This window comes from Glutamicibacter sp. 0426, assembly GCF_001906485.1.
Lineage (GTDB): Bacteria > Actinomycetota > Actinomycetes > Actinomycetales > Micrococcaceae > Glutamicibacter > Glutamicibacter nicotianae.
The window spans coordinates 95,510-112,707 of the sequence record NZ_MPBI01000004.1; the positions used below are offsets into that span (position 1 = coordinate 95,510).

The 17,198-nt window shown below is 61.6% G+C and carries 18 protein-coding genes; 10 read left to right on the forward strand and 8 right to left on the reverse strand.

Annotated features, from left to right (window positions below; translation table 11 throughout):
• The first annotated feature begins 2 nt into the window (after nucleotides 1-2).
• The 5 genes from BKX98_RS11505 to BKX98_RS11525 all read left to right on the forward strand — a co-directional run bounded on the left by BKX98_RS11505 (nucleotide 3) and on the right by BKX98_RS11525 (nucleotide 3,943).
• Nucleotides 3-1,244: an acyl-CoA dehydrogenase family protein gene (locus BKX98_RS11505; protein ID WP_073707339.1), complete on the forward strand. Its 1,242-nt coding sequence runs from the start codon at nucleotides 3-5 to the stop codon at nucleotides 1,242-1,244.
• A 2-nt stretch (nucleotides 1,245-1,246) separates the two neighbouring features.
• A complete protein-coding gene (locus BKX98_RS11510; RefSeq protein ID WP_073707340.1) occupies nucleotides 1,247-2,665 on the forward strand; it encodes an NtaA/DmoA family FMN-dependent monooxygenase in 1,419 nt (472 codons plus the stop codon).
• Between the two features lie 103 nt (nucleotides 2,666-2,768).
• Nucleotides 2,769-3,185 carry a CoA-binding protein gene (locus BKX98_RS11515; RefSeq protein ID WP_073707497.1) on the forward strand — a complete coding sequence of 139 codons (417 nt, stop codon included), beginning with the start codon at nucleotides 2,769-2,771 and terminating at the stop codon, nucleotides 3,183-3,185.
• The gene (locus BKX98_RS11520) at nucleotides 3,166-3,615 is read left to right on the forward strand and encodes an MmcQ/YjbR family DNA-binding protein (RefSeq protein ID WP_233125364.1); all 450 of its coding nucleotides are present in this window, start codon (nucleotides 3,166-3,168) and stop codon (nucleotides 3,613-3,615) included. The genes BKX98_RS11515 and BKX98_RS11520 overlap by 20 nt, the downstream gene beginning before the upstream one ends.
• 4 nt (nucleotides 3,616-3,619) lie before the next feature.
• Nucleotides 3,620-3,943, forward strand: a complete 324-nt coding sequence (locus BKX98_RS11525) for a putative quinol monooxygenase (protein WP_038991945.1) — start codon at nucleotides 3,620-3,622, stop codon at nucleotides 3,941-3,943.
• A gap of 65 nt (nucleotides 3,944-4,008) precedes the next feature.
• Here BKX98_RS11525 and BKX98_RS11530 read toward each other — a convergent pair whose 3' ends face one another.
• The 5 genes from BKX98_RS11530 to BKX98_RS11550 all read right to left on the reverse strand — a co-directional run bounded on the left by BKX98_RS11530 (nucleotide 4,009) and on the right by BKX98_RS11550 (nucleotide 9,878).
• On the reverse strand, nucleotides 4,009-6,027 hold the full coding sequence (locus BKX98_RS11530; RefSeq protein WP_073707342.1) for a bifunctional UDP-sugar hydrolase/5'-nucleotidase: 2,019 nt from the start codon (nucleotides 6,025-6,027) through the stop codon (nucleotides 4,009-4,011).
• A gap of 175 nt (nucleotides 6,028-6,202) precedes the next feature.
• Nucleotides 6,203-6,415: a hypothetical protein gene (locus BKX98_RS11535; RefSeq protein WP_038991944.1), complete on the reverse strand. Its 213-nt coding sequence runs from the start codon at nucleotides 6,413-6,415 to the stop codon at nucleotides 6,203-6,205.
• A gap of 170 nt (nucleotides 6,416-6,585) precedes the next feature.
• Nucleotides 6,586-7,293, reverse strand: a complete 708-nt coding sequence (locus BKX98_RS11540; RefSeq protein ID WP_073707344.1) for an HNH endonuclease family protein — start codon at nucleotides 7,291-7,293, stop codon at nucleotides 6,586-6,588.
• Nucleotides 7,294-7,437: 144 nt separating this feature from the next.
• Entirely contained in the window at nucleotides 7,438-8,601 is a 1,164-nt protein-coding gene (gene fepB, locus BKX98_RS11545; protein WP_158024693.1) for a Fe2+-enterobactin ABC transporter substrate-binding protein, read from the reverse strand.
• 83 nt (nucleotides 8,602-8,684) lie between these two features.
• Entirely contained in the window at nucleotides 8,685-9,878 is a 1,194-nt protein-coding gene (locus BKX98_RS11550; RefSeq protein ID WP_083586809.1) for a siderophore-interacting protein, read from the reverse strand.
• Between the two features lie 207 nt (nucleotides 9,879-10,085).
• Here BKX98_RS11550 and BKX98_RS11555 point away from each other — a divergent pair, with 207 nt between their 5' ends.
• Nucleotides 10,086-10,433 (forward strand): zinc ribbon domain-containing protein YjdM, encoded by a 348-nt coding sequence (locus BKX98_RS11555; protein ID WP_073707345.1) that lies wholly within the window; start codon nucleotides 10,086-10,088, stop codon nucleotides 10,431-10,433.
• A 204-nt stretch (nucleotides 10,434-10,637) separates the two neighbouring features.
• On the opposite strand, the gene BKX98_RS11560 is transcribed toward BKX98_RS11555, so the two are convergent.
• A complete protein-coding gene (locus tag BKX98_RS11560) occupies nucleotides 10,638-11,243 on the reverse strand; it encodes an ABATE domain-containing protein (protein ID WP_198934373.1) in 606 nt (201 codons plus the stop codon).
• A 66-nt stretch (nucleotides 11,244-11,309) separates the two neighbouring features.
• Between BKX98_RS11560 and BKX98_RS11565 the strand changes: the two genes are divergently transcribed.
• The 3 genes from BKX98_RS11565 to BKX98_RS11575 all read left to right on the forward strand — a co-directional run bounded on the left by BKX98_RS11565 (nucleotide 11,310) and on the right by BKX98_RS11575 (nucleotide 14,622).
• Entirely contained in the window at nucleotides 11,310-12,392 is a 1,083-nt protein-coding gene (locus BKX98_RS11565) for an LLM class flavin-dependent oxidoreductase (protein ID WP_052253841.1), read from the forward strand.
• A 59-nt stretch (nucleotides 12,393-12,451) separates the two neighbouring features.
• Complete coding sequence (locus BKX98_RS11570) at nucleotides 12,452-13,081, forward strand: cysteine hydrolase family protein (RefSeq protein WP_073707346.1); 630 nt, start codon at nucleotides 12,452-12,454, stop codon at nucleotides 13,079-13,081.
• A 158-nt stretch (nucleotides 13,082-13,239) separates the two neighbouring features.
• The gene (locus BKX98_RS11575) at nucleotides 13,240-14,622 is read left to right on the forward strand and encodes an FAD-dependent oxidoreductase (RefSeq protein WP_073707500.1); all 1,383 of its coding nucleotides are present in this window, start codon (nucleotides 13,240-13,242) and stop codon (nucleotides 14,620-14,622) included.
• Here the strand turns inward: BKX98_RS11575 and BKX98_RS11580 are convergent.
• On the reverse strand, nucleotides 14,614-15,285 hold the full coding sequence (locus BKX98_RS11580; protein ID WP_073707347.1) for an NADPH-dependent F420 reductase: 672 nt from the start codon (nucleotides 15,283-15,285) through the stop codon (nucleotides 14,614-14,616). The two genes, BKX98_RS11575 and BKX98_RS11580, sit on opposite strands and share 9 nt — an antisense overlap.
• A 16-nt stretch (nucleotides 15,286-15,301) precedes the next feature.
• Nucleotides 15,302-16,345 (reverse strand): LLM class flavin-dependent oxidoreductase, encoded by a 1,044-nt coding sequence (locus BKX98_RS11585; RefSeq protein ID WP_073707348.1) that lies wholly within the window; start codon nucleotides 16,343-16,345, stop codon nucleotides 15,302-15,304.
• Nucleotides 16,346-16,554: 209 nt separating this feature from the next.
• Between BKX98_RS11585 and BKX98_RS11590 the strand changes: the two genes are divergently transcribed.
• Nucleotides 16,555-17,142, forward strand: coding sequence for a GerMN domain-containing protein (locus BKX98_RS11590; RefSeq protein WP_233125366.1), 588 nt, complete (start codon nucleotides 16,555-16,557; stop codon nucleotides 17,140-17,142).
• The last annotated feature ends 56 nt before the right edge of the window (nucleotides 17,143-17,198 follow it).

Genomic DNA, 17,198 nt, shown 5'->3' on the forward strand with positions numbered 1-17,198 from the left:
CCATGAGCACTGAAGCCTTGGCAACATTCCGTCCTTCCGCTCAGCAGCACACCGAAGCCGCTTACCAAGAACTTTTGGCACACTTCAGCCAGGTATTTGCCCGTATCGCGCAGGGCGCTACCGAACGTGAGCAGCAGCGCATCTTGCCTTTCGAGCAGGTGCAGTGGCTCAAGGACGCAGGATTCACCACCTTGCGTGTGCCAGCCAGCCACGGCGGTTCGCCGATTAGCCATGAGCACCTGTTCCGCCTGCTTATCGAGCTGGCGGCAGCCGACTCCAACGTAGCCCACTTGCTGCGCAGCCACTTCTCGTTCGTGGAAACCATTGCCCTGCAGCCGCAGGAGTTCCAGGACCGCTGGTTCCCGCGGGTGCTCGCGGGGGAGATCTTCGGCAATGCCGCCACCGAGCGCGGCGGCAACGCCCTGGGCAGCACCAACACCAAACTCGTCAAGACGGACGCCGGGTGGGTGCTGCGCGGCGAGAAGTACTACACCACCGGATCGATCTTCGCGGACTGGGTTGTCGTCATGGCCACCACCGAAGGCGTTGAGGGGCGGCAGTACGCGGTAGTCGAACGCCACGCCAAAGGCGTCGAAATCCTGGACGACTGGGACGGATTCGGCCAGCCGCTGACCGGCACCGGCACCGCGATCTTCACCGACGTCGCGGTTGACGAGCAGAACATCATCCAGCGCAAGGTGGCTTCCACCCTGGAGCCGGCGTTCTTCCAGCTCTGCCTGCTCTCGGTACTGGTTGGCATCGGCAAAGCAGCCCGGAACGAAGCCGCCCGAATCGTGGCGACCCGCACCCGCACCTTCAACACCGGCTCCGGCGCGCTGTTCAAGGAGGACCCGCAGATCCAAGAGCTTGTAGGACGCCTTGCCTCGAACGTATTCGCCGCAGAATCAATTGTGGTGTCGGCGGCCCGCGACCTTGACGCAGCACTGGACCCGAGCCTCGGCCTGAATGCCGAGGAAGCCTTCCTGCGCGCCGAGCTCGCCGTGCAACAGGCGCACGTGGCCGCACCGAAGCTGGTCTTGGACGCCACCAGCGAACTCTTCGACGTCACCGGCGCCTCGGCAGTATCCACTTCCAAGTCGCTGGACCGTTTCTGGCGCAACGCGCGCACCGTCGCCACCCACAATCCAGTGGCCTTCAAGGCACGTTCGGTGGGCGATTACTTCATCAACGGAACCATCCCGACGGGTTTGCACTCGATCGGCGAGGCCAAGGGAGCCAAGTAGCCATGGGAACCTTTGAATCACGGCCGCGCTTCCTGCTTTCGGCCTTCCTCATGAACACCTCAAGCCACATCCTCGGCGGCATGTGGCGCCACCCTGAGGCGCAGCAGCACAAGTTCAACGAGCTGGATCTGTGGGTGGACCTGGCGAAGAAGCTGGAAGACGCCAAGTTCGACAACTTGTTCTTCGCCGACGTGGTGGGCCTCTACGGCGACCACGAAGGCGGCTGGGCCTCCCACGTGCGCAAGGGCATGCAGGTGCCCAGCCACGACCCGATGGTTCTGCTCTCCGCGCTGGCCGCTACCACCAAGGATATTGGCCTGGCGATGACCAGCTCGGTCATCCAATCCCACCCATTCCAGTTTGCGCGGCAGATCTCCACCTTGGATCACCTGTCGCAGGGCCGCGTGGCGTGGAACATCGTCACCAGCGTGCTGGAGAACTCGCACCGCAATTTCGGCGGTGCGAGCCTGGTCGCGCACGATGACCGCTACGCCTGGGCCGAGGAATATGTGGAAGCGGCCTACAAGCTGTGGGAAGGGTCCTGGGAGGACGACGCGCTGCTGGCCGACAAGGAGTCGGGCATCTTCGCCGACCCTGCTCGGGTCAATAAGATCAACCATCGTGGCGAGCTGTACTCCATCGATGGTCCGCATCTGGCTCTGCCCAGCGCACAGCGCACCCCGTTCCTATTCCAGGCAGGCTCCTCGCCACGCGGTTCCCAATTCGCCGCGACGCATGCGGAGGCGACGTTCCTGTTCGCCCCGCACCCGCAGTATGTGGCGAAGAAGAATGCGCAGTTGACCAGCAACCTGCAGGCCGCTGGCCGCACCCGCGAAGACATCAAGGTCTTCGCCGGACTGTCCTTCGTGGTCGGTTCCACGGAAGCTGAAGCCAAGGCCCTTGAAGCTGAATACGACCAGTACCTGGATCCGCACGCCATCATCGCCCACATCGGCGGAGGCATCGGAGTGGATCTGGGTGGACTGGATCTGGATACCCCGCTGGGGGATGTGAAGACCGAAGGCGCCCAAGGCGTGCTGGAAGCGGCGCTTGCCTCGACCCCGGGACGCAACCCAACCCTTCGCGACCTGGCGCACTACCGCGCCAAGGCGCAGCAGATCGTCGGCACTCCGGAACAGATCGTTGATGAGCTGGAACAATGGCAGGACGCGGGGATTGATGGGTTGAACATCATGAACCACGTACTGCCCGGATCCTATGACAACTTCATCGAAGGCGTCCTTCCGGAGCTGCGTCGCCGCGGCCTGGCGCAAACCGGGTACACGCCGGGGAGCCTGCGGCAGAAGGTGTTCGGCCGCGGGGACAAGCTTCCGGAAAATCATCCGGCGGCCCAATACCGCGGAGCGTTCACGCAGAACAGCGCAGCATCCACCCAGAAAGCAGCGCAGCTGCAGCACTGAATTCCGCAAGCTTGAAAGGCCAGTGGCATGGATGGGTCCGAGCCACTGGTCTTTCTTTGATGCCCGGAAGCTGAATCGCCGGCAACGCGGTATGGTGTCGTGCATGGGCACCCATCACGTAAATGATCCAGAGACGATCCGCAGGCTGTTGAGCACACCGGGACGCTGGGCCGTTGTCGGCCTGACCAATAATCCCGTTCGCGTGGCTCCTTCCATCGCACGGTTCCTGCGCGACGAGCTGTCGATGAAGATTTTTCCTGTGTCATTGAGCGGGGAAACCGTGATGGGCGAACCGGGATTCACGAAGCTTGCTGATATCCCGGAACCCATCGATGTGGTGGATTGCTTCGTGAACTCCTCCAAGGTGGGGGACATCGTTGACCAGGCGATCGCCGTGGGCGCCAAAGCGGTGTGGCTGCAGCTCGGCGTGATCGACGAAGCCGCTGCCCAGCGGGCCAGGGACGCGGGATTGGACGTGGTGATGGATACCTGCCCTAAGATTGAGTACCCATTCCGATAGCGAGGCTTTGATGGCGATATCAGCTGCTCAAGATGAACTGGAAAATGCGTGGGCGCAGCTGTGCCTGAGCATGCCGTGCGCTTATGCCGATTATCCTTTTGGCCCTGAGAGCACCGTATTCAAGGTGGCGGGCAGGGATCCTGGCAAAGGCAAGATGTTCAGGCTGATCATGCACCTGAATGGTGAATTGGTGCTGAACCTGAAATGCGAGCCTGCCCTTGCTGACCAGCAACGCAGCGAGCATCCGCAGATCACCCCGGGCTATCACATGAACAAGAAGCACTGGAATTCCGTGCGTGCTGGACTCGACCCGAACCTGATGCGTGAACTCATCGAGGATTCCTATGATCTGGTGGTCGACGGCATGCCCCGGAGGGACAAAGAATACATCCGCCTGCAAGGCACAATTAACAAGGGGAGCATAGAATAGAGGCATGTACTTCATCGTTGTTAAATACCAGGTAAAGCCAGAATCAACCCCGACCTTCATGGATCAGGTCGCTGAATTCACCGCGGCTACCCGCGCCGAGGAAGGCAACATCTTCTTCGACTGGTCCGTGAGTGTCGAAGACCCCAACGAATTCGTGCTGGTCGAGGCCTTCCGTGATGACGAGGCCGCTGCGGCACATGTGAACTCGGCGCACTTCGCTGCAGGTCTTGAATCCATGCGGCCACACTTGGTCTCCACCCCGAAGATCGTCTCCCGCAAGGTGGATGGCGAGGGCTGGGATTCCATGGGCGAATTGGTCATCGATTAATTTACCGGGATAAAGGCAAAGGGAAGAACCTCAACGGTTCTTCCCTTTGCCTTTGCCTGTGGACCTTAGCGGCCGGCCTTGTTGCCGAAGCGGCGTACCAGAATCAAGGCGATGCCGGCCAGGACAACTACACCGGCGATGATGCCGATCCAGCTGGCGTTGAAGCCGGTGTCGGCCAGATCATCGGTGTTTTGATCCGGGGAGTCCTTCTTTGGCTCGTCAGAAGCATCTGGGGATTCGCTTGCATCCCCAGTTGGCTCTGGCGAACTGGTTGGCTCGTCGGTCGCATCTTCAGATGGTTCCGGCGAAGCGGTTGGCTCGGTTGGATCCTCGGTCGGGTCATCCGAAGGAACCGGCGACTGAGTTGGCTCTTCCTCTTCGAGCAGGACCGCGCGGCCCAGGGGAGCCGGCTCGACGACGTCGTGCGCCTTGAAGTAGTTCACGGTGGCGTCCAAATCGATCTGGCCGGAGTCGGCGTGATCGGTGCCGTCTGCGAAGGCGATGAAGTTATCGCCACCGGTCGCCAGGAAGGCGTTGGCCGCGACCCGGAAGGTTGCTTCCTCGTCCAGCGGCTCGCCGTTGAAGGTGATGTCCTTGATGTGCTCGCCCTGGGCGGCTTCCTCAACGTAGGTGTAGGACAGTCCCTCGGAAATGCCCAGATGCAGCTTGGAGCGCTCCGAGCCAGCCGGCTGCCACTGCTGCTCCAGCGCCTCGCGGATCTGCGCTCCGGTGAGGTTGAAGGTGATCAGGGTGTTGGCGAATGGCTGGACTTCGGACGCGTCCTTGTAGGACACGGTGCCGTCTTCGCCGTAGAGCAGGTCGGCACGCAGGCCGCCCGGGTTCATGAACGCGATCTCGGCTGGTTCGCCGGCAAAGTCGTCGTTCGAGGTGGCCCACAGGTGGATGCCGGCTACGGTGTTGCCCAGGGTGGATTCGACTCCACGGTCTGAGCCTGGTTCTTCGCCGCCGCGCAGGATGTCTTCGGAAATGGCGCCGATCTTCACGCTGCCGACCACTTCGGCTTCGGCTTCAGCGTTGCTGACGATCTCTGCAACCTGGGCGTTGGCCTCGAAGTTGCCCGCCCATTCGCCGTCGGCGCCCTCGGTGGCCAAGGCGATTCGTTCGGTGTCGGCTTCGGTGACTTCGCCGGTTTCGGGATCCACCTGCAGGGAAACCTTGCCCAAGGTGGTGCCGTACTGGTGGGACTGGATCACTGGGCGGTCCGCGATGTCGCAGTCGTAGGACTGGTGGGTGTGGCCCGAGAAGATCGCGTCAATCTCATCGCTGGCTTCGCGGATGAGCTTGCCATAGGTGCTGTCTTCGGCAGCAATATCAGCGCACTGGTCGCCAGCGGAACCATTATGGGTCAGCAGCACCACCACATCGGCCTCGCCGTTCGCTTCATCGCCGTCGGAGAGCTGGGCTGCTACCCGGTTCGCTGCTTCCAGTTCGCTGCCGAAATCCAGGTCGGCAATGCCGGCTGGGGAAACCAGCGAGGGCATGTCCTCGGTAACGGTGCCGATGAAGCCCACGGAAACGCCGGAGACTTCGCGGATCGCAAATTCTTGCAGGGCAGGAGTCTTGGTGCCCTTTTCGTAGACGTTGGCGCCCAGCGCGAAGTCTGCACCGTTTTCACCGGTGGAATCAGCGTAGCTGTCGATGACGCGTCCAGCCAGATCAGCAAAGCCCTTGTCGAACTCGTGGTTGCCTACTGCCGAGACATCCAGGCCGCCGGCTCCGAGCGCCGCGATGGTTGGTTCATCATCCTGGGACGCGGAAGCGAAGGTCGAAGCGCCAATGTTGTCGCCGGCAGAGACGAACAGGGTGTTCTCGTTTTCTGCGCGCAGTTCATCAACGGCGCCGGCGAGCACCGCGGCACCGGCGGAGCTTCTGTCTGCGGAAATGCGCCCGTGGAAGTCGTTGATGCCGACTAGGTCCACGGTGACTGCTTCGGCACCCGCGGCTGCGGAAGAAGATGGGCTCTGCGTGGATGTAGCCTGGGCTGCTGCGGCACCGCCGGCCGCCAGCGAAATCGTCGCCAGCGAGGCGAGACCGAGTTTGCTTATCTGCCTGAATGCAGACATGGGTACTCCTAAATGCGACGAGTGTGACAAGGTATATGTCTATCGCATCTGAATGAACATGTCGATGCTTTAGCGTTAAATTTAGGTGCAGAAGTACAAGTTCTGGCGGTTATTCAACAGAAGCAACCTCCCAGCCATAGGCCGAGAGGTTGCTTCTGAAAATGGAAGTTTGCAGCTATTGCCGACGCTTTCGCGGAGGGTCTCCCGCGGTAACGGTGGAGGAGCCGACAATCGCTTTCAGCAGCAGCATCGCTGCTCCAATGAACATGAGGGTGGAGACGACCCAGCAGGCAGTGGCCGTATCGCGCTGCGCGGTGTTCAGGGCAAAAGAGAAGATGAATCCGCTGGAAACCAGCAGGAGGACTCCGGGAATTCGTGTCTTCATCATGCGCCTTTGCAGTGGAGGATTAGGCCAAACGATCGCAGAACATAATCGCTATCGTGTTGAATAACATCCATCTTGCCACAAATCCATCGACTTTACGATAGGCCTTAAGGTGGATATTACCTTGGGATATCCTGTGTCCGGCTATTGATGCAGGCAAAGCTGCTTGGCTGCTAGATGCAGGAATTCAGCAGTTTCCCGATCGCGGCGTGCTCTGCCTTGGTCATCCAAACTCCGTATTTGGCTTTTACCTGGGTCTGCCGCGAGACATAGTCGCAGCGGAAATTCTTGTTCGGCGGCAGCCACGATGCGGCGTCCTTGTCGCCCTTAGCGGCATTAGTCGGCCCATCGGAAGCCAGCAGGTTCAACGGGTCGTTGGCAAATTCCAGTCGGGTGTCGGCATCCCAGCCCTGCGCTCCCTTTTGCCAGGAATCGGACAACGCGACAACATGGTCGATCTGCACCGCGGTGCTGGTGCCTTGGCCACGCTTGAATTCAATGGTCTTGCCCGTATAGGGATCATCGAACCGTCCCCTCAGGACAACGCAGGGTCGAGCGGCCGACTTATAGGTCACGTCCACCAAATCTCGCGACAGGATGTCGTTGCGCGCGTCGCATCCATTGCGGTCCGGATATTTCCACCCCTTGCCGAACTTTGCTCTGTCGTAGCCGGTTTTCGGCGCGCGGCCCTTCACAGCAATTTCGTCGAGCAGTTCGAGGGATTCCGCATAGATCTCACGTTGCACTGCGGTGCTTGGGGCAGGTGCGCCTTGCGCATCAGGCAGGGGAGGGAACTCTGCGCTATCCAGTGAAGAGCACGAACTGAGTACAAGAGTGGATACGAGGGTGAAAAACGCTAAGGTGCGACGCAGCAAACGCATGCGGTGGTACTACTCCTAAAAGTGGCCGGTGCTTGAGCATGAAAATGTCTCTGACTTGAACTATAGGCAGTGGGGCTGACGATTTAGCCGTGCCTGCTTCGTGTGGTGGCGTGACTTTGAATGCACAGGCATAAGAGACTGCTGCTATTCAAGCTCGGAAGAACTCAGCCCTGGGAAATCGTGCTCGAAATAGTCCAGGATCTCTTGGGCTGCGTAGTAATCCAGCAGGTGCGGGGCGCTGAGCGGGAAGACGGAGCCGCTTTGCACCGAAGGCAGCTGGGCTAATGATTCATCCGCGGTAAACTCCATGGCGGTTTTCTTGTTCGCCGCCAGCAGGAAGGTGGCATCGCCAGTGAGCGCCGCTGGCAGGTCTTGGTAGCTGACGAAACTGAAATCCTCCCTTGGCTGCGTGGACGTGTCGAACTGCTTTGGCGTTGAAACCATCGTGAAGCCGAGTCCGCTCAGCAGCTGCGCGTACGGCCCGGCGGCCTTGGCGATCGGAGAGGTGCCACGGGCAGCATAGGAAATGAGCGAGGCGGTGGTTCCGGGAGGGATTGACAGCTTCGCTCTCAGTGTTGAGATCCGTTCGGCAACGGCTGCGGCGTTCTGCTGTGCCTTGTCTTCGGTGCCGGTGGCTTCCCCCAGCAGTTTTGAAAGTTCGTTCCAATCCTCATCCGCATAGTCCAAGACAATGGTTGGTGCAATCTTTCGCAGCGCACCAATCTTGCCTAATTCGGAGTCTGCGCCTGTCGCCGCCACAATGATGAGGTCAGGCTTCTGCTCAGCGATTTCTTCCAGATCGAACTTTCCAACTTCATAGAGCGGATCGAGTTTGCGAGCCGAGGCAACATCAGCCCAGTGCTTGAAGAAGCCGTCGCGATCAGCGTCTGGTCCTTCCGGTGCCGTCGCGCTGGCAATGACCGGCGCGTCCAGGGCCAGCAGAGAGCCCGTAAGCCCTACTGAGGTCGAGACTATGCGTTCAGGTTTTGCCGGAATCCTGACGGTGTTCTGCATTGAATCCGTGAACGTGCGAGGCCAGTGCCCGACGTCGAATGCCGCTGTGCCCGTATCCCGCGCTGGCTCGGCAGGTGTCGTCGCGCACGAGCCAAGGGAGAAGGCTAATGCGCTGATCAACAAGGCAACTGCGATTCGTGACAAGCTGGGGCGCACTAAAGTTCTCCTGGGCCGATGGCCAAAAACTGGCCAGGCGGCATATGACGGCAATGTATTACTCGAAATCTCTTTCCGAACCCATTTTATGTTCCCCAGCCGCAGGCGCGCCCCTTGGCGCAAGAACAAGCGGATCACGTTGACTGCGTAAACCGCTGCTTCTTGCGCAGGGGAGCCGCGGAAGAGCCATTGCCGATGCCGATGCGCATGCAGCCTGGTCTTTAGCGGCGCAACCTCTCTTCACGGAGGGTCCAATATGAGGCGATATGGGTGGAACGCTTGTCGAGGTGCCAGTGCCGGGCAACGTGGCTGATCTCCTTGACCGCGGAACGCTCTGCATAAGCGATTAACCCAATCCGAAGATGAGGCAGCGGCAGGGAACGGAGCTCATCGGCCAGCAATGTGCTGCGTCCCGCCGAAATGCCATCGCGCGGCAACCAGCGTAAATCAACTCCAGGAGGATGTTTCACGTCAAACATTGCGTTCTGATCCGCAACCTCGAGCAGCGCTATGCCGTGCGCATCGGCGGGCAATGCTTCCAGGGCCTTGCAGATCGCCGGGATGCCGGCTTCATCCGCTGCCAGCAAATAATAGTCGGCGTTCAGCGACAGCGAAGACTTGCTGCGCGATGGCGAAATGACCAGCGGAGCCCCGGGCTGCACCGTTCCAGCCCAATGGCCAACGGTGCCCGGCTCGCCATGAACAACGAAGTCGATAGCGATTTCCGGGACCAGTGCGTCGATCCATCGGATCGTGTACGACTTGGAACGTGGGACATGTTCGCGGGGCAGGCGTTGTCGCAAGACCCGCAAATCATAGGGAGGCTCGAGTCCAAGGGCAGGATCAGCGACAAAGACTTTGACATATTCGTCGATTGCTCCATTGGAACGGTAGCCATCCAGATCTGGGGCACCGGCGATGATGCGCACCATCTGGTCATTCAGCCGCTCTACCCGGGTGATCGTCAGAACGTGCTGATCAACCTTTTTCCTTGGCGGTTCTTGATATCCCAGGGCAGGGGTGTGCCTGGCGAGGGGCTCCTCATAGGTTTCTGCGTAGCTGCGCGTTTCCGAAGGGACTGCGGGTGGCGGAGCAAGAGGGGCGGGCGAGGCCTGCGCCGGCGGGTGGTGGTAGTGCTTGAAAGAGGTGCGCAGCGTCTTATCCAGGACTTTGCGTGCAGCGGCGAGCGCTGCGGCGGCACCGGCACGTTCGGCAGCTGCCAGCAGTTCGTCGGTTTGCTGCTCGTTGAGCACCGCGTTGTCGCCAATATTCCGGTATAACTGCTCCTTGGCCACCGCATATCCGGCCTTCGTTCCGGCCTTTTCTGCTTGAGCGAGGATTTCCAAGGTGAGCCCTTCCCTAGGTGTCACCGTATATTGCGGACCGTAGCTCTTGTACTTGTGATGCTTAGACATGGTTTGCCCCTAACCCGGCCGGTGTGAGCACCCGCCTGTATGCCTGAGTATGGAGGATACCGCGCATGGAAAACAAGTGATTTTAATCTGCAGAACGCCAAGCGCTCCGGGCTAGTTGGCCGGGCCATTTCTACCGCGGAATTCCGCGGATTATTCGATATTCGATTCATTCGACAATGAGCAGATCTGGTCACTAAAATTAGCTCCATGTCTGATACCTTGCTGCCATGCCCTGAATGCTCCAGCGAGTACACCTACGCAATGGATGCTCTGCTGGTCTGCCCAGAGTGCGCGCATGAATGGAACGCTGAGGCCGAAGAAGCCGAAACCGCCGAAGCAGTGATCAAGGATGCTGTCGGCAATGTGCTGCAGGACGGCGATACCGTCAGCATCACCAAGACCATGAAGGTCAAGGGCGCGCAAGGCGCGCTGAAGGCTGGAACCAAGGTCCGAGGCATCCGTTTGGTCCAAGGTTCGGGCGACCATGACATCGCCGCCAAGGTCGATGGCTTTGGACAGATGGAACTGAAGTCTTCCATTGTGAAGAAGATCTAGGCGTTCCGCCCGAAATTCCATAGGCTCCCAGCATCCTCGGATGTGAAGCGCGCCTCAAGAGTTTGGCTGCATGCCCGCAGCAACTTTTGTGGAGCGTTTCGCAATTCAGATGGTGGGGGCTTTTCGTTTTCAATGCCAGTCGGCGGGTGCCACGGTCGGCATATTGGTGGGTGGTGCCGCTAAGTGGAATCTTCGTTCCGTCGCCTAGCCGGCAGGAGAATCCTGCCGGCTCTTCTTCTTGGCGTACGAGCGGGCTGCCCGCACGCGATCGCCGCAGCGTGTGCAGCACCAATGCCGACGGCCATGGGTCTTGAGCAGGTAACGGGTGCAAGGCTCTGCCTCGCATTGGGCCAGTAGACCCGCTTCTTCGCTGCTCAGCAGTGCCGCCGCGTCCTCGGCAAGCCGTGACATGGCGTGCTCAGTCAATTGCGTGGCGGGGTGTTCCAACGTGCGGAAGAATCCCTTGCCCTGCTCTTGGCGCAGCAATGGAGTGCTCGGCGCTGCTAAGAGCGCGGCGTTGATGCCCTGCAGTACTTCCGCGGCCACAGGCGTACCCGAGGCACTGGCATGGAAAGCTTTCCTGATCTGGCTGCGAAGGGTGACTAGCCGATTCTGGCAATAGCTTTGCAGCGCCGCATCCTGGGGCACGAGGCCCCGCGCGATGAGCCATTGCGTGGTGCCCTCCGGGCTGGCCAGCGCGTCGAAGCTCTTGCCTCCGGGCAGCTGGATTTCGCTATTAGCCAGATCGATGCTGCAGTGCTGCGCTGTTCCGGGACTTGGGGGAAGCGGCATCTGGGACATATTCCTCATGGTATCAGTATTGCTTTGCCGTGATCACCTGCTAGTGTAGATATCACGGTAAAAACTAGAAATAACATGAGAAAAGAGTTGGCCTTGCAACCAGCGCCACGATTCGGCTCCGCTCCCTTCGCACTGTCGGTTCATACCGGTGGTGGCCCCGGCGTGGGGCAAACCGCCCAGCAGGGCCTGAATGACACCATCGGCATCGCCAAGGCCGCGGACCAGCACGGATACCACCGATTCTGGATGTCCGAGCACCACGCCATGCCCGCACTGTCCGTGGCTTCACCGCTGCTGATGATGGCCCGGCTCACCGCTGACACCCAGCGGATCAGGTTGGGTGCCGGCGGAGTAATGCTGCCCAACCATGCACCGTTAGTGGTCGCGGAGCAGATCGGCATGCTCGAAGCGCTGGCCCCGGGACGCATCGACCTGGGGGTCGGGCGCGCGCCAGGCACCGACGGGGCCACCGCGGCCGCACTGCGCCGCGGCACAGGAGCCAACGAAACCTTTGACGAGCAGCTGGCCGAGCTCGTGGGATTCCTGAATGACGATTTCCCCGCAGGGCACCCCTACAGCGAAGTCCATGCCGTGCCCGGCCCTTGGCAAAACGAGCAGAACCGCCTGCCGGCACCGGAAACGCAGACCCCGTTGTGGATCCTGGGTTCCTCTCCGTATTCGGCGCAACTGGCCGCGCGGCTGGGCCGTCCCTACGCATTCGCCTTGCAGTTCGGCGACGCCGATATCGACACCGCGTTGCGCATCTACCGCGAGAACTTCGTGCCCTCGGCAGTGCTCGACCGTCCCTACGTGCTGGTCAGCCAGAGTGCCATTGCGGCTGAAGACCCCGAATTCGCCCGTGCCGAGGCCTCCACCGCGGCCATGGCGATGCTGCGGATGTTCAAGCGCGAGCCATATGCGCTGCTGTCCGCCCAGGAAGTCGCGGAATATCCCGCCACGCTCAACGAGCGGGCGATCCTCGACATGTACACCAACCGCACCCTGGCCGGCACGCCGTCCCAGGTGGCGCAGCGCCTCGAAGCGCTGCAGCAGAGGACCGGAGCCGATGAGCTGATGATGGTCACCGGAAGCCATACCCCAGGCGCAGCGGTGCAAACCGTGCAGCTCATGGCACGGCACTACCAGCCGGCCGAATAATCCTGGACCACCTGGCACCCGATGGTGCCAAATCGACAAATCAGAAAGAGGAATACACCATGTCCGCACCACGCAGAGCACTGATCGTCATCGACGCGCAGCAGGAATACTTTGATGGCCTGCTGCAGATCCAATACCCGGATCGCGAGCAGTCGGTAGCCGCCATCGCCAACACCATGGACGAAGCATCGAAGGCGGGCATCCCGGTCGTCGTCGTGCAGCACCAGGCGCCCGCAGGATTCCCCGTCTTCGCACCCGAATCCTCCACCTTTGCCCTGCACCCGCAGGTACGTGCACGGGTGGAAGCCGCCGACCACAAGTTCACCAAGGGCTACGCCAGCATCTTCGCCGGAACTGGGCTGGAAGAGTGGCTGCGCGAGCGCGAGATCGACACGCTGACCTTGGTGGGGTACATGACCAATAATTGCGTCATCGGCTCTGCAGCTGCCGCCGAGCCGCTGGGCTTCTCGGTGGAAGTGCTTTCGGACGCCACCGGCGCCATCGGCATCGCCAATGCCGCCGGTTCCATCCCCGCCCAGCAGGTGCATGAAACCCTGATGGCCGTGCTGAACTCCAACTGGGCTTCCGTGGCGACGAGCGCCGCATGGGCCAGCGCTGCAGCTGAGGGCAGTGAGCTGCCCGGAGGTAATCTCATCGAATCCGCCGCTCGTGGCAATTCCCTTCGGTAGCGCGCCCCGCGCGCATAAGGCGGCGGATCGCAGGCTTCGGCAGCTGCGGTCCGCCGCTCTGTTCTTGTACTGGAGAAGGCCCGCTAAGGGTTGACGGGAGCGGCTTGCAGGAACAAGACTCGTGCTGGAATGAAGGAGCCAGCAGCGAGGGGTTGATCATGGATTCAGCAAGCTCGGACGGAGAGCTCGATGCGATAATCATCGGGTGGGGCAAGGGCGGCAAGACCTTGGCAGGTACCCTGGCCCGGGCAGGACAGCGGGTGGCAATCATCGAGCAGTCATCCCAGATGTATGGCGGCACCTGCATCAATATCGGTTGCGTACCGACCAAGGCCCTGATCCACGATGCCGAATCCCGGGATGGTGCCGGCTACGACCCGCAGATTTTCCAAGCGGCAGTCGATCGCCGGGATAAGCTCACCGCAATGATGCGCGCCAAGAACTTCTCCATGCTCGACGAGCTGGACTCGGTGCTGGTGGTCAACGGCACGGCGGCATTCAGCGGACCGAAGAGCCTCAGGGTTGCCGTCGGTTCCGAAGAGCTGGAGCTGAGCGCAGAGACGATCATCATCAACACCGGCGCGCTCCCTGCGGTCCCGGAAATCGATGGCGCGCAGATTGGGGGACGGGTGCATGACTCCACGACAATCCAGCATGCCCCGTTGCCCAAGACCCTTGCCGTGGTCGGCGGCGGATATGTCGGCATCGAGTTCGCCTCGATGCTGGCACAGTTCGGCTCGAAGGTCACGGTGCTGGATCGCGGAAGCCGCACGCTGTCCAAGGAAGACCCGGATGTGGCCGCCGAAGTCCAGGCCTGCCTGGAAGATGCCGGAGCCGACATCATCAACTCGGCTTCGGTGGACTCGATCAGCCAGGACGAGCACGGTGCCACTGTCAGCTATGAACGCGAGGGCCAAACGCGGAGGCTGAAGGCCGACGCGGTGCTGATCGCGCTGGGGCGTGTGCCGAATACTGCCGGTCTGGGCCTGGAGGCCGCCGGGATCCAGACGGGTTCCCGCGGGGAAGTCGTGGTGGACGAGTTCCTGGCCACCAGCGTCCCGGGCATCTATGCCGTGGGCGACGTCAATGGCGGCCCGCAGTTCACCTACATCTCGCTTGATGACCACCGGGTGCTGGCCAGCCGGTTGCTGGGCGACGGATCGCGCAGCACCAAGGACCGGGTGGCTGTTCCCTACACCATCTTCACCACCCCGCCGCTGGCACGCGTCGGCTTGAGCGAAGAGCAGGCTGCGAAGCGCGGGCTTGGCACCAGGATCGCGGTGAAGAAGGTTGCCGAGATCGCGGCAATGCCGCGCCCCAAGATCGTGGGCGACCCGCGGGGAATCATCAAGTTCGTCGTCGATGCGCGCAGCGAGGAGATCCTCGGCGCGGCGCTGATGCACGTGGACTCCCAGGAGGTGGTCAACCTGGTGGCGCTGGCCATGCGGCAGGGCATGACGGCTGCAGAGCTGCGCGACCAGATCTTCACCCACCCCTCGTCCACCGAAGCGCTGAACGAGGTGCTCGCGCAGCTAGGCTGAGGCCTGGACCTGCGCGGCGTTGATCAGCTCGGCGAGCTCGTCCAGCTGCTTGTTCGCACCGAAGGCAGGCTGTCCAGGCTGCAGGCGCAAGCCTTCAGCCAAGGAGCCGATGGGCAGCGGGTCGAAGCCGAATTCATCGACAATCCGTGCCACCTGCTCAACGTCGGCGTGCAGATCCCCGGCCACCGCAATGGCCTTGCGGCGCTCGGCGCCGGCCGGACGGGCCTCGTCCTCGAGGTCGTGGTACCCCATGTGGTTGAAGGCCTTGACGATCCGCGAAGCTGGCAGGAACTCCTGGACCAGGGTGCTGGTGGACACCGCAGGATCGTTCAGATCCTCGCGGATGCCGTCGGTTTCCCACCAGTAGTTCATCGCATCGATGACCAGCTTGCCCTCGAGCTCGGCAACCGGAAGGTTCCGGTACTTGCCCAGTGGCAGGGCAAGGATGGCGATGTCGGCGTCCCGTGCGGCGGTTGCCGAGTCCACGGCCACCGCTCCGGGAGTGAGGATCTCGATGGTCAGGGCAATGGGGCCGGGGTCGCCGGAGCCGGCGATGAGCACCTTGTAGCCGGCTTGCACCGCGCGGCGGGCAAGGACCGTGCCGATCTTCCCGGCACCGAGGATGCCGATGGTCTGCTGAGCCATTATCTCTCCTTCAGGCATGTTCGCGAATCCGTTCCTAGCTCTGGGCGAGCATGTCGCGCACCAGCGGGATGACCTTCTCGCCGTAGAGCTCCACGGCACGCAGGCGGGCGCCGGCTTCCACCGCGCCGCCGGAGTAGATCAAATCGAAACGGCCGATATCCAGGGACTTGATGGTCTTGGCGATCTTGCGCGCCACGGTTTCCGGCGAGCCGACATACAGCGAGCCTTCGCTGATCTCATGCTCGAATTCGCCGCGGCTCATCGGGCTCCAGCCGCGGCTGGCACCGATGCGGTCGCGCTGCTCCTTGTAGGCGTCGAACATATGCTCGCGGGCCAGCTCGTCGGTTTCCGCCACGAAGCCGGGGGAGTGCAGGCCCACCGGCAGGGTTGCGTGGCCGAACTGGTCGTTGGCCCGGCGGTACAGATCGATGTAGGGTGCGAAGCGCTCGGGCGAGCCGCCGATGACCGCGAGCATCATGCGGAATCCGTAGTGCGCGGTGCGGATGACCGACTGCGGGGAGCCGCCTACGCCCACCCAGGTGTTCAAGCGGCCTGACTCGGTCTTCGGGAAGACGTCCATGTCCACCAGCGCCGCACGCTTGGTGCCCTGCCAGGTGACCGGCTTCTCGTCGAGCAGCTTGTGGAACAGGTCGATCTTCTCGTCGAAGAGCAGATCGTAGTCGGCCATGTCGTAGCCGAACAGCGGGAAGGATTCGGTGAACGAGCCGCGGCCCAGCATGACCTCGGCGCGGCCGTTGGACAGCGCATCCACGGTAGCGAAGCGCTGGAAGACGCGCACCGGATCATCTGAGGACAGCACGGTCACGCCGGATCCGAGGCGGATCCGCTCGGTCGCCGTGGCAATGCCGGCCAGTACCGTTTCGGGGCTGGAGATGGCGTACTCCGGACGATGGTGCTCGCCGACGGCGATCACGTCGACGCCTGCCTGGTCGGCCGCGATGGCCTCCTGGACGGTGGCGCGGATCCCCTGCGCGTGGGTTGCCAGCTTGCCCGTCTTGTCGCTGGGCACGTCGCCGAAGGTGTCAAGGCCGAATTCGATAGTCTCGCTGGCGGTCATTGCCTGTTCCCCGTTTCAAATACTTGGTTGATGCATCAATTATCACTCAATGTCATTGACGTGTCAACCACTTTAATTTGGCCTTCTTGAGCTGATTCATTGGGGGCTGCAAAGGAGCCAAACTGCAACGGATTCGTGCTGGATTGGGTTCACCGCGCATGGCTAAGGTAGGAAAACCATTCGTTCGAGTCTGGCGAGGAGGAATCACCATGCGAACTCAACGAACCTCCCCAGCGCCACTGGCGCTCGTTCTTGCGGTGCTCATGCTCGCTGCCGGCTGCAGCCAAGGCCCCGGTGGCGAAGTGCCCGAAACCTCGGCGTCGCCAACTAGCCCTGGCGGCTCTACACCGGCGCAGAGCACGGAGCCGGCGGCAAGCGTCGCGGAGCCAACTACAGCGGCCCTGACGCTGTTCTATGTTGCCGTGGGCGATGAAGGGAAAGCAGGGCCGGAGATCGGCTGCGGCGACTCGCTGGTCGCGACCGAAACGGGGCCAGAGGAATTCACCAACCAAATTGAGGCCTCGATTGACGCGCTGCTCGATGATGAGGAGGAAATGCTCGGAGAATCCGGGCTGCGCAACGCCTTGGCCGGTTCTGACCTCGACTACGTTTCATCGGCAGTGGATGGCGATGTGGTGACCGTCGAATTGAGCGGAACCGTGAGCTCCGGCGGCACTTGCGATGATCCGCGCATTATCGGACAGCTCCAGTACACCGCGATGACCGCGGCCGGTACCGGCGAGGCCCGGATCCTTGTTGGCGGAAAAAAGCTCGAAGAAGTGCTCAGCGCCAAATAACCAGCCTAGGCAAAACGGCGGCCCTCCTCAATGAGGAGAGCCGCCGTTGACAGGTT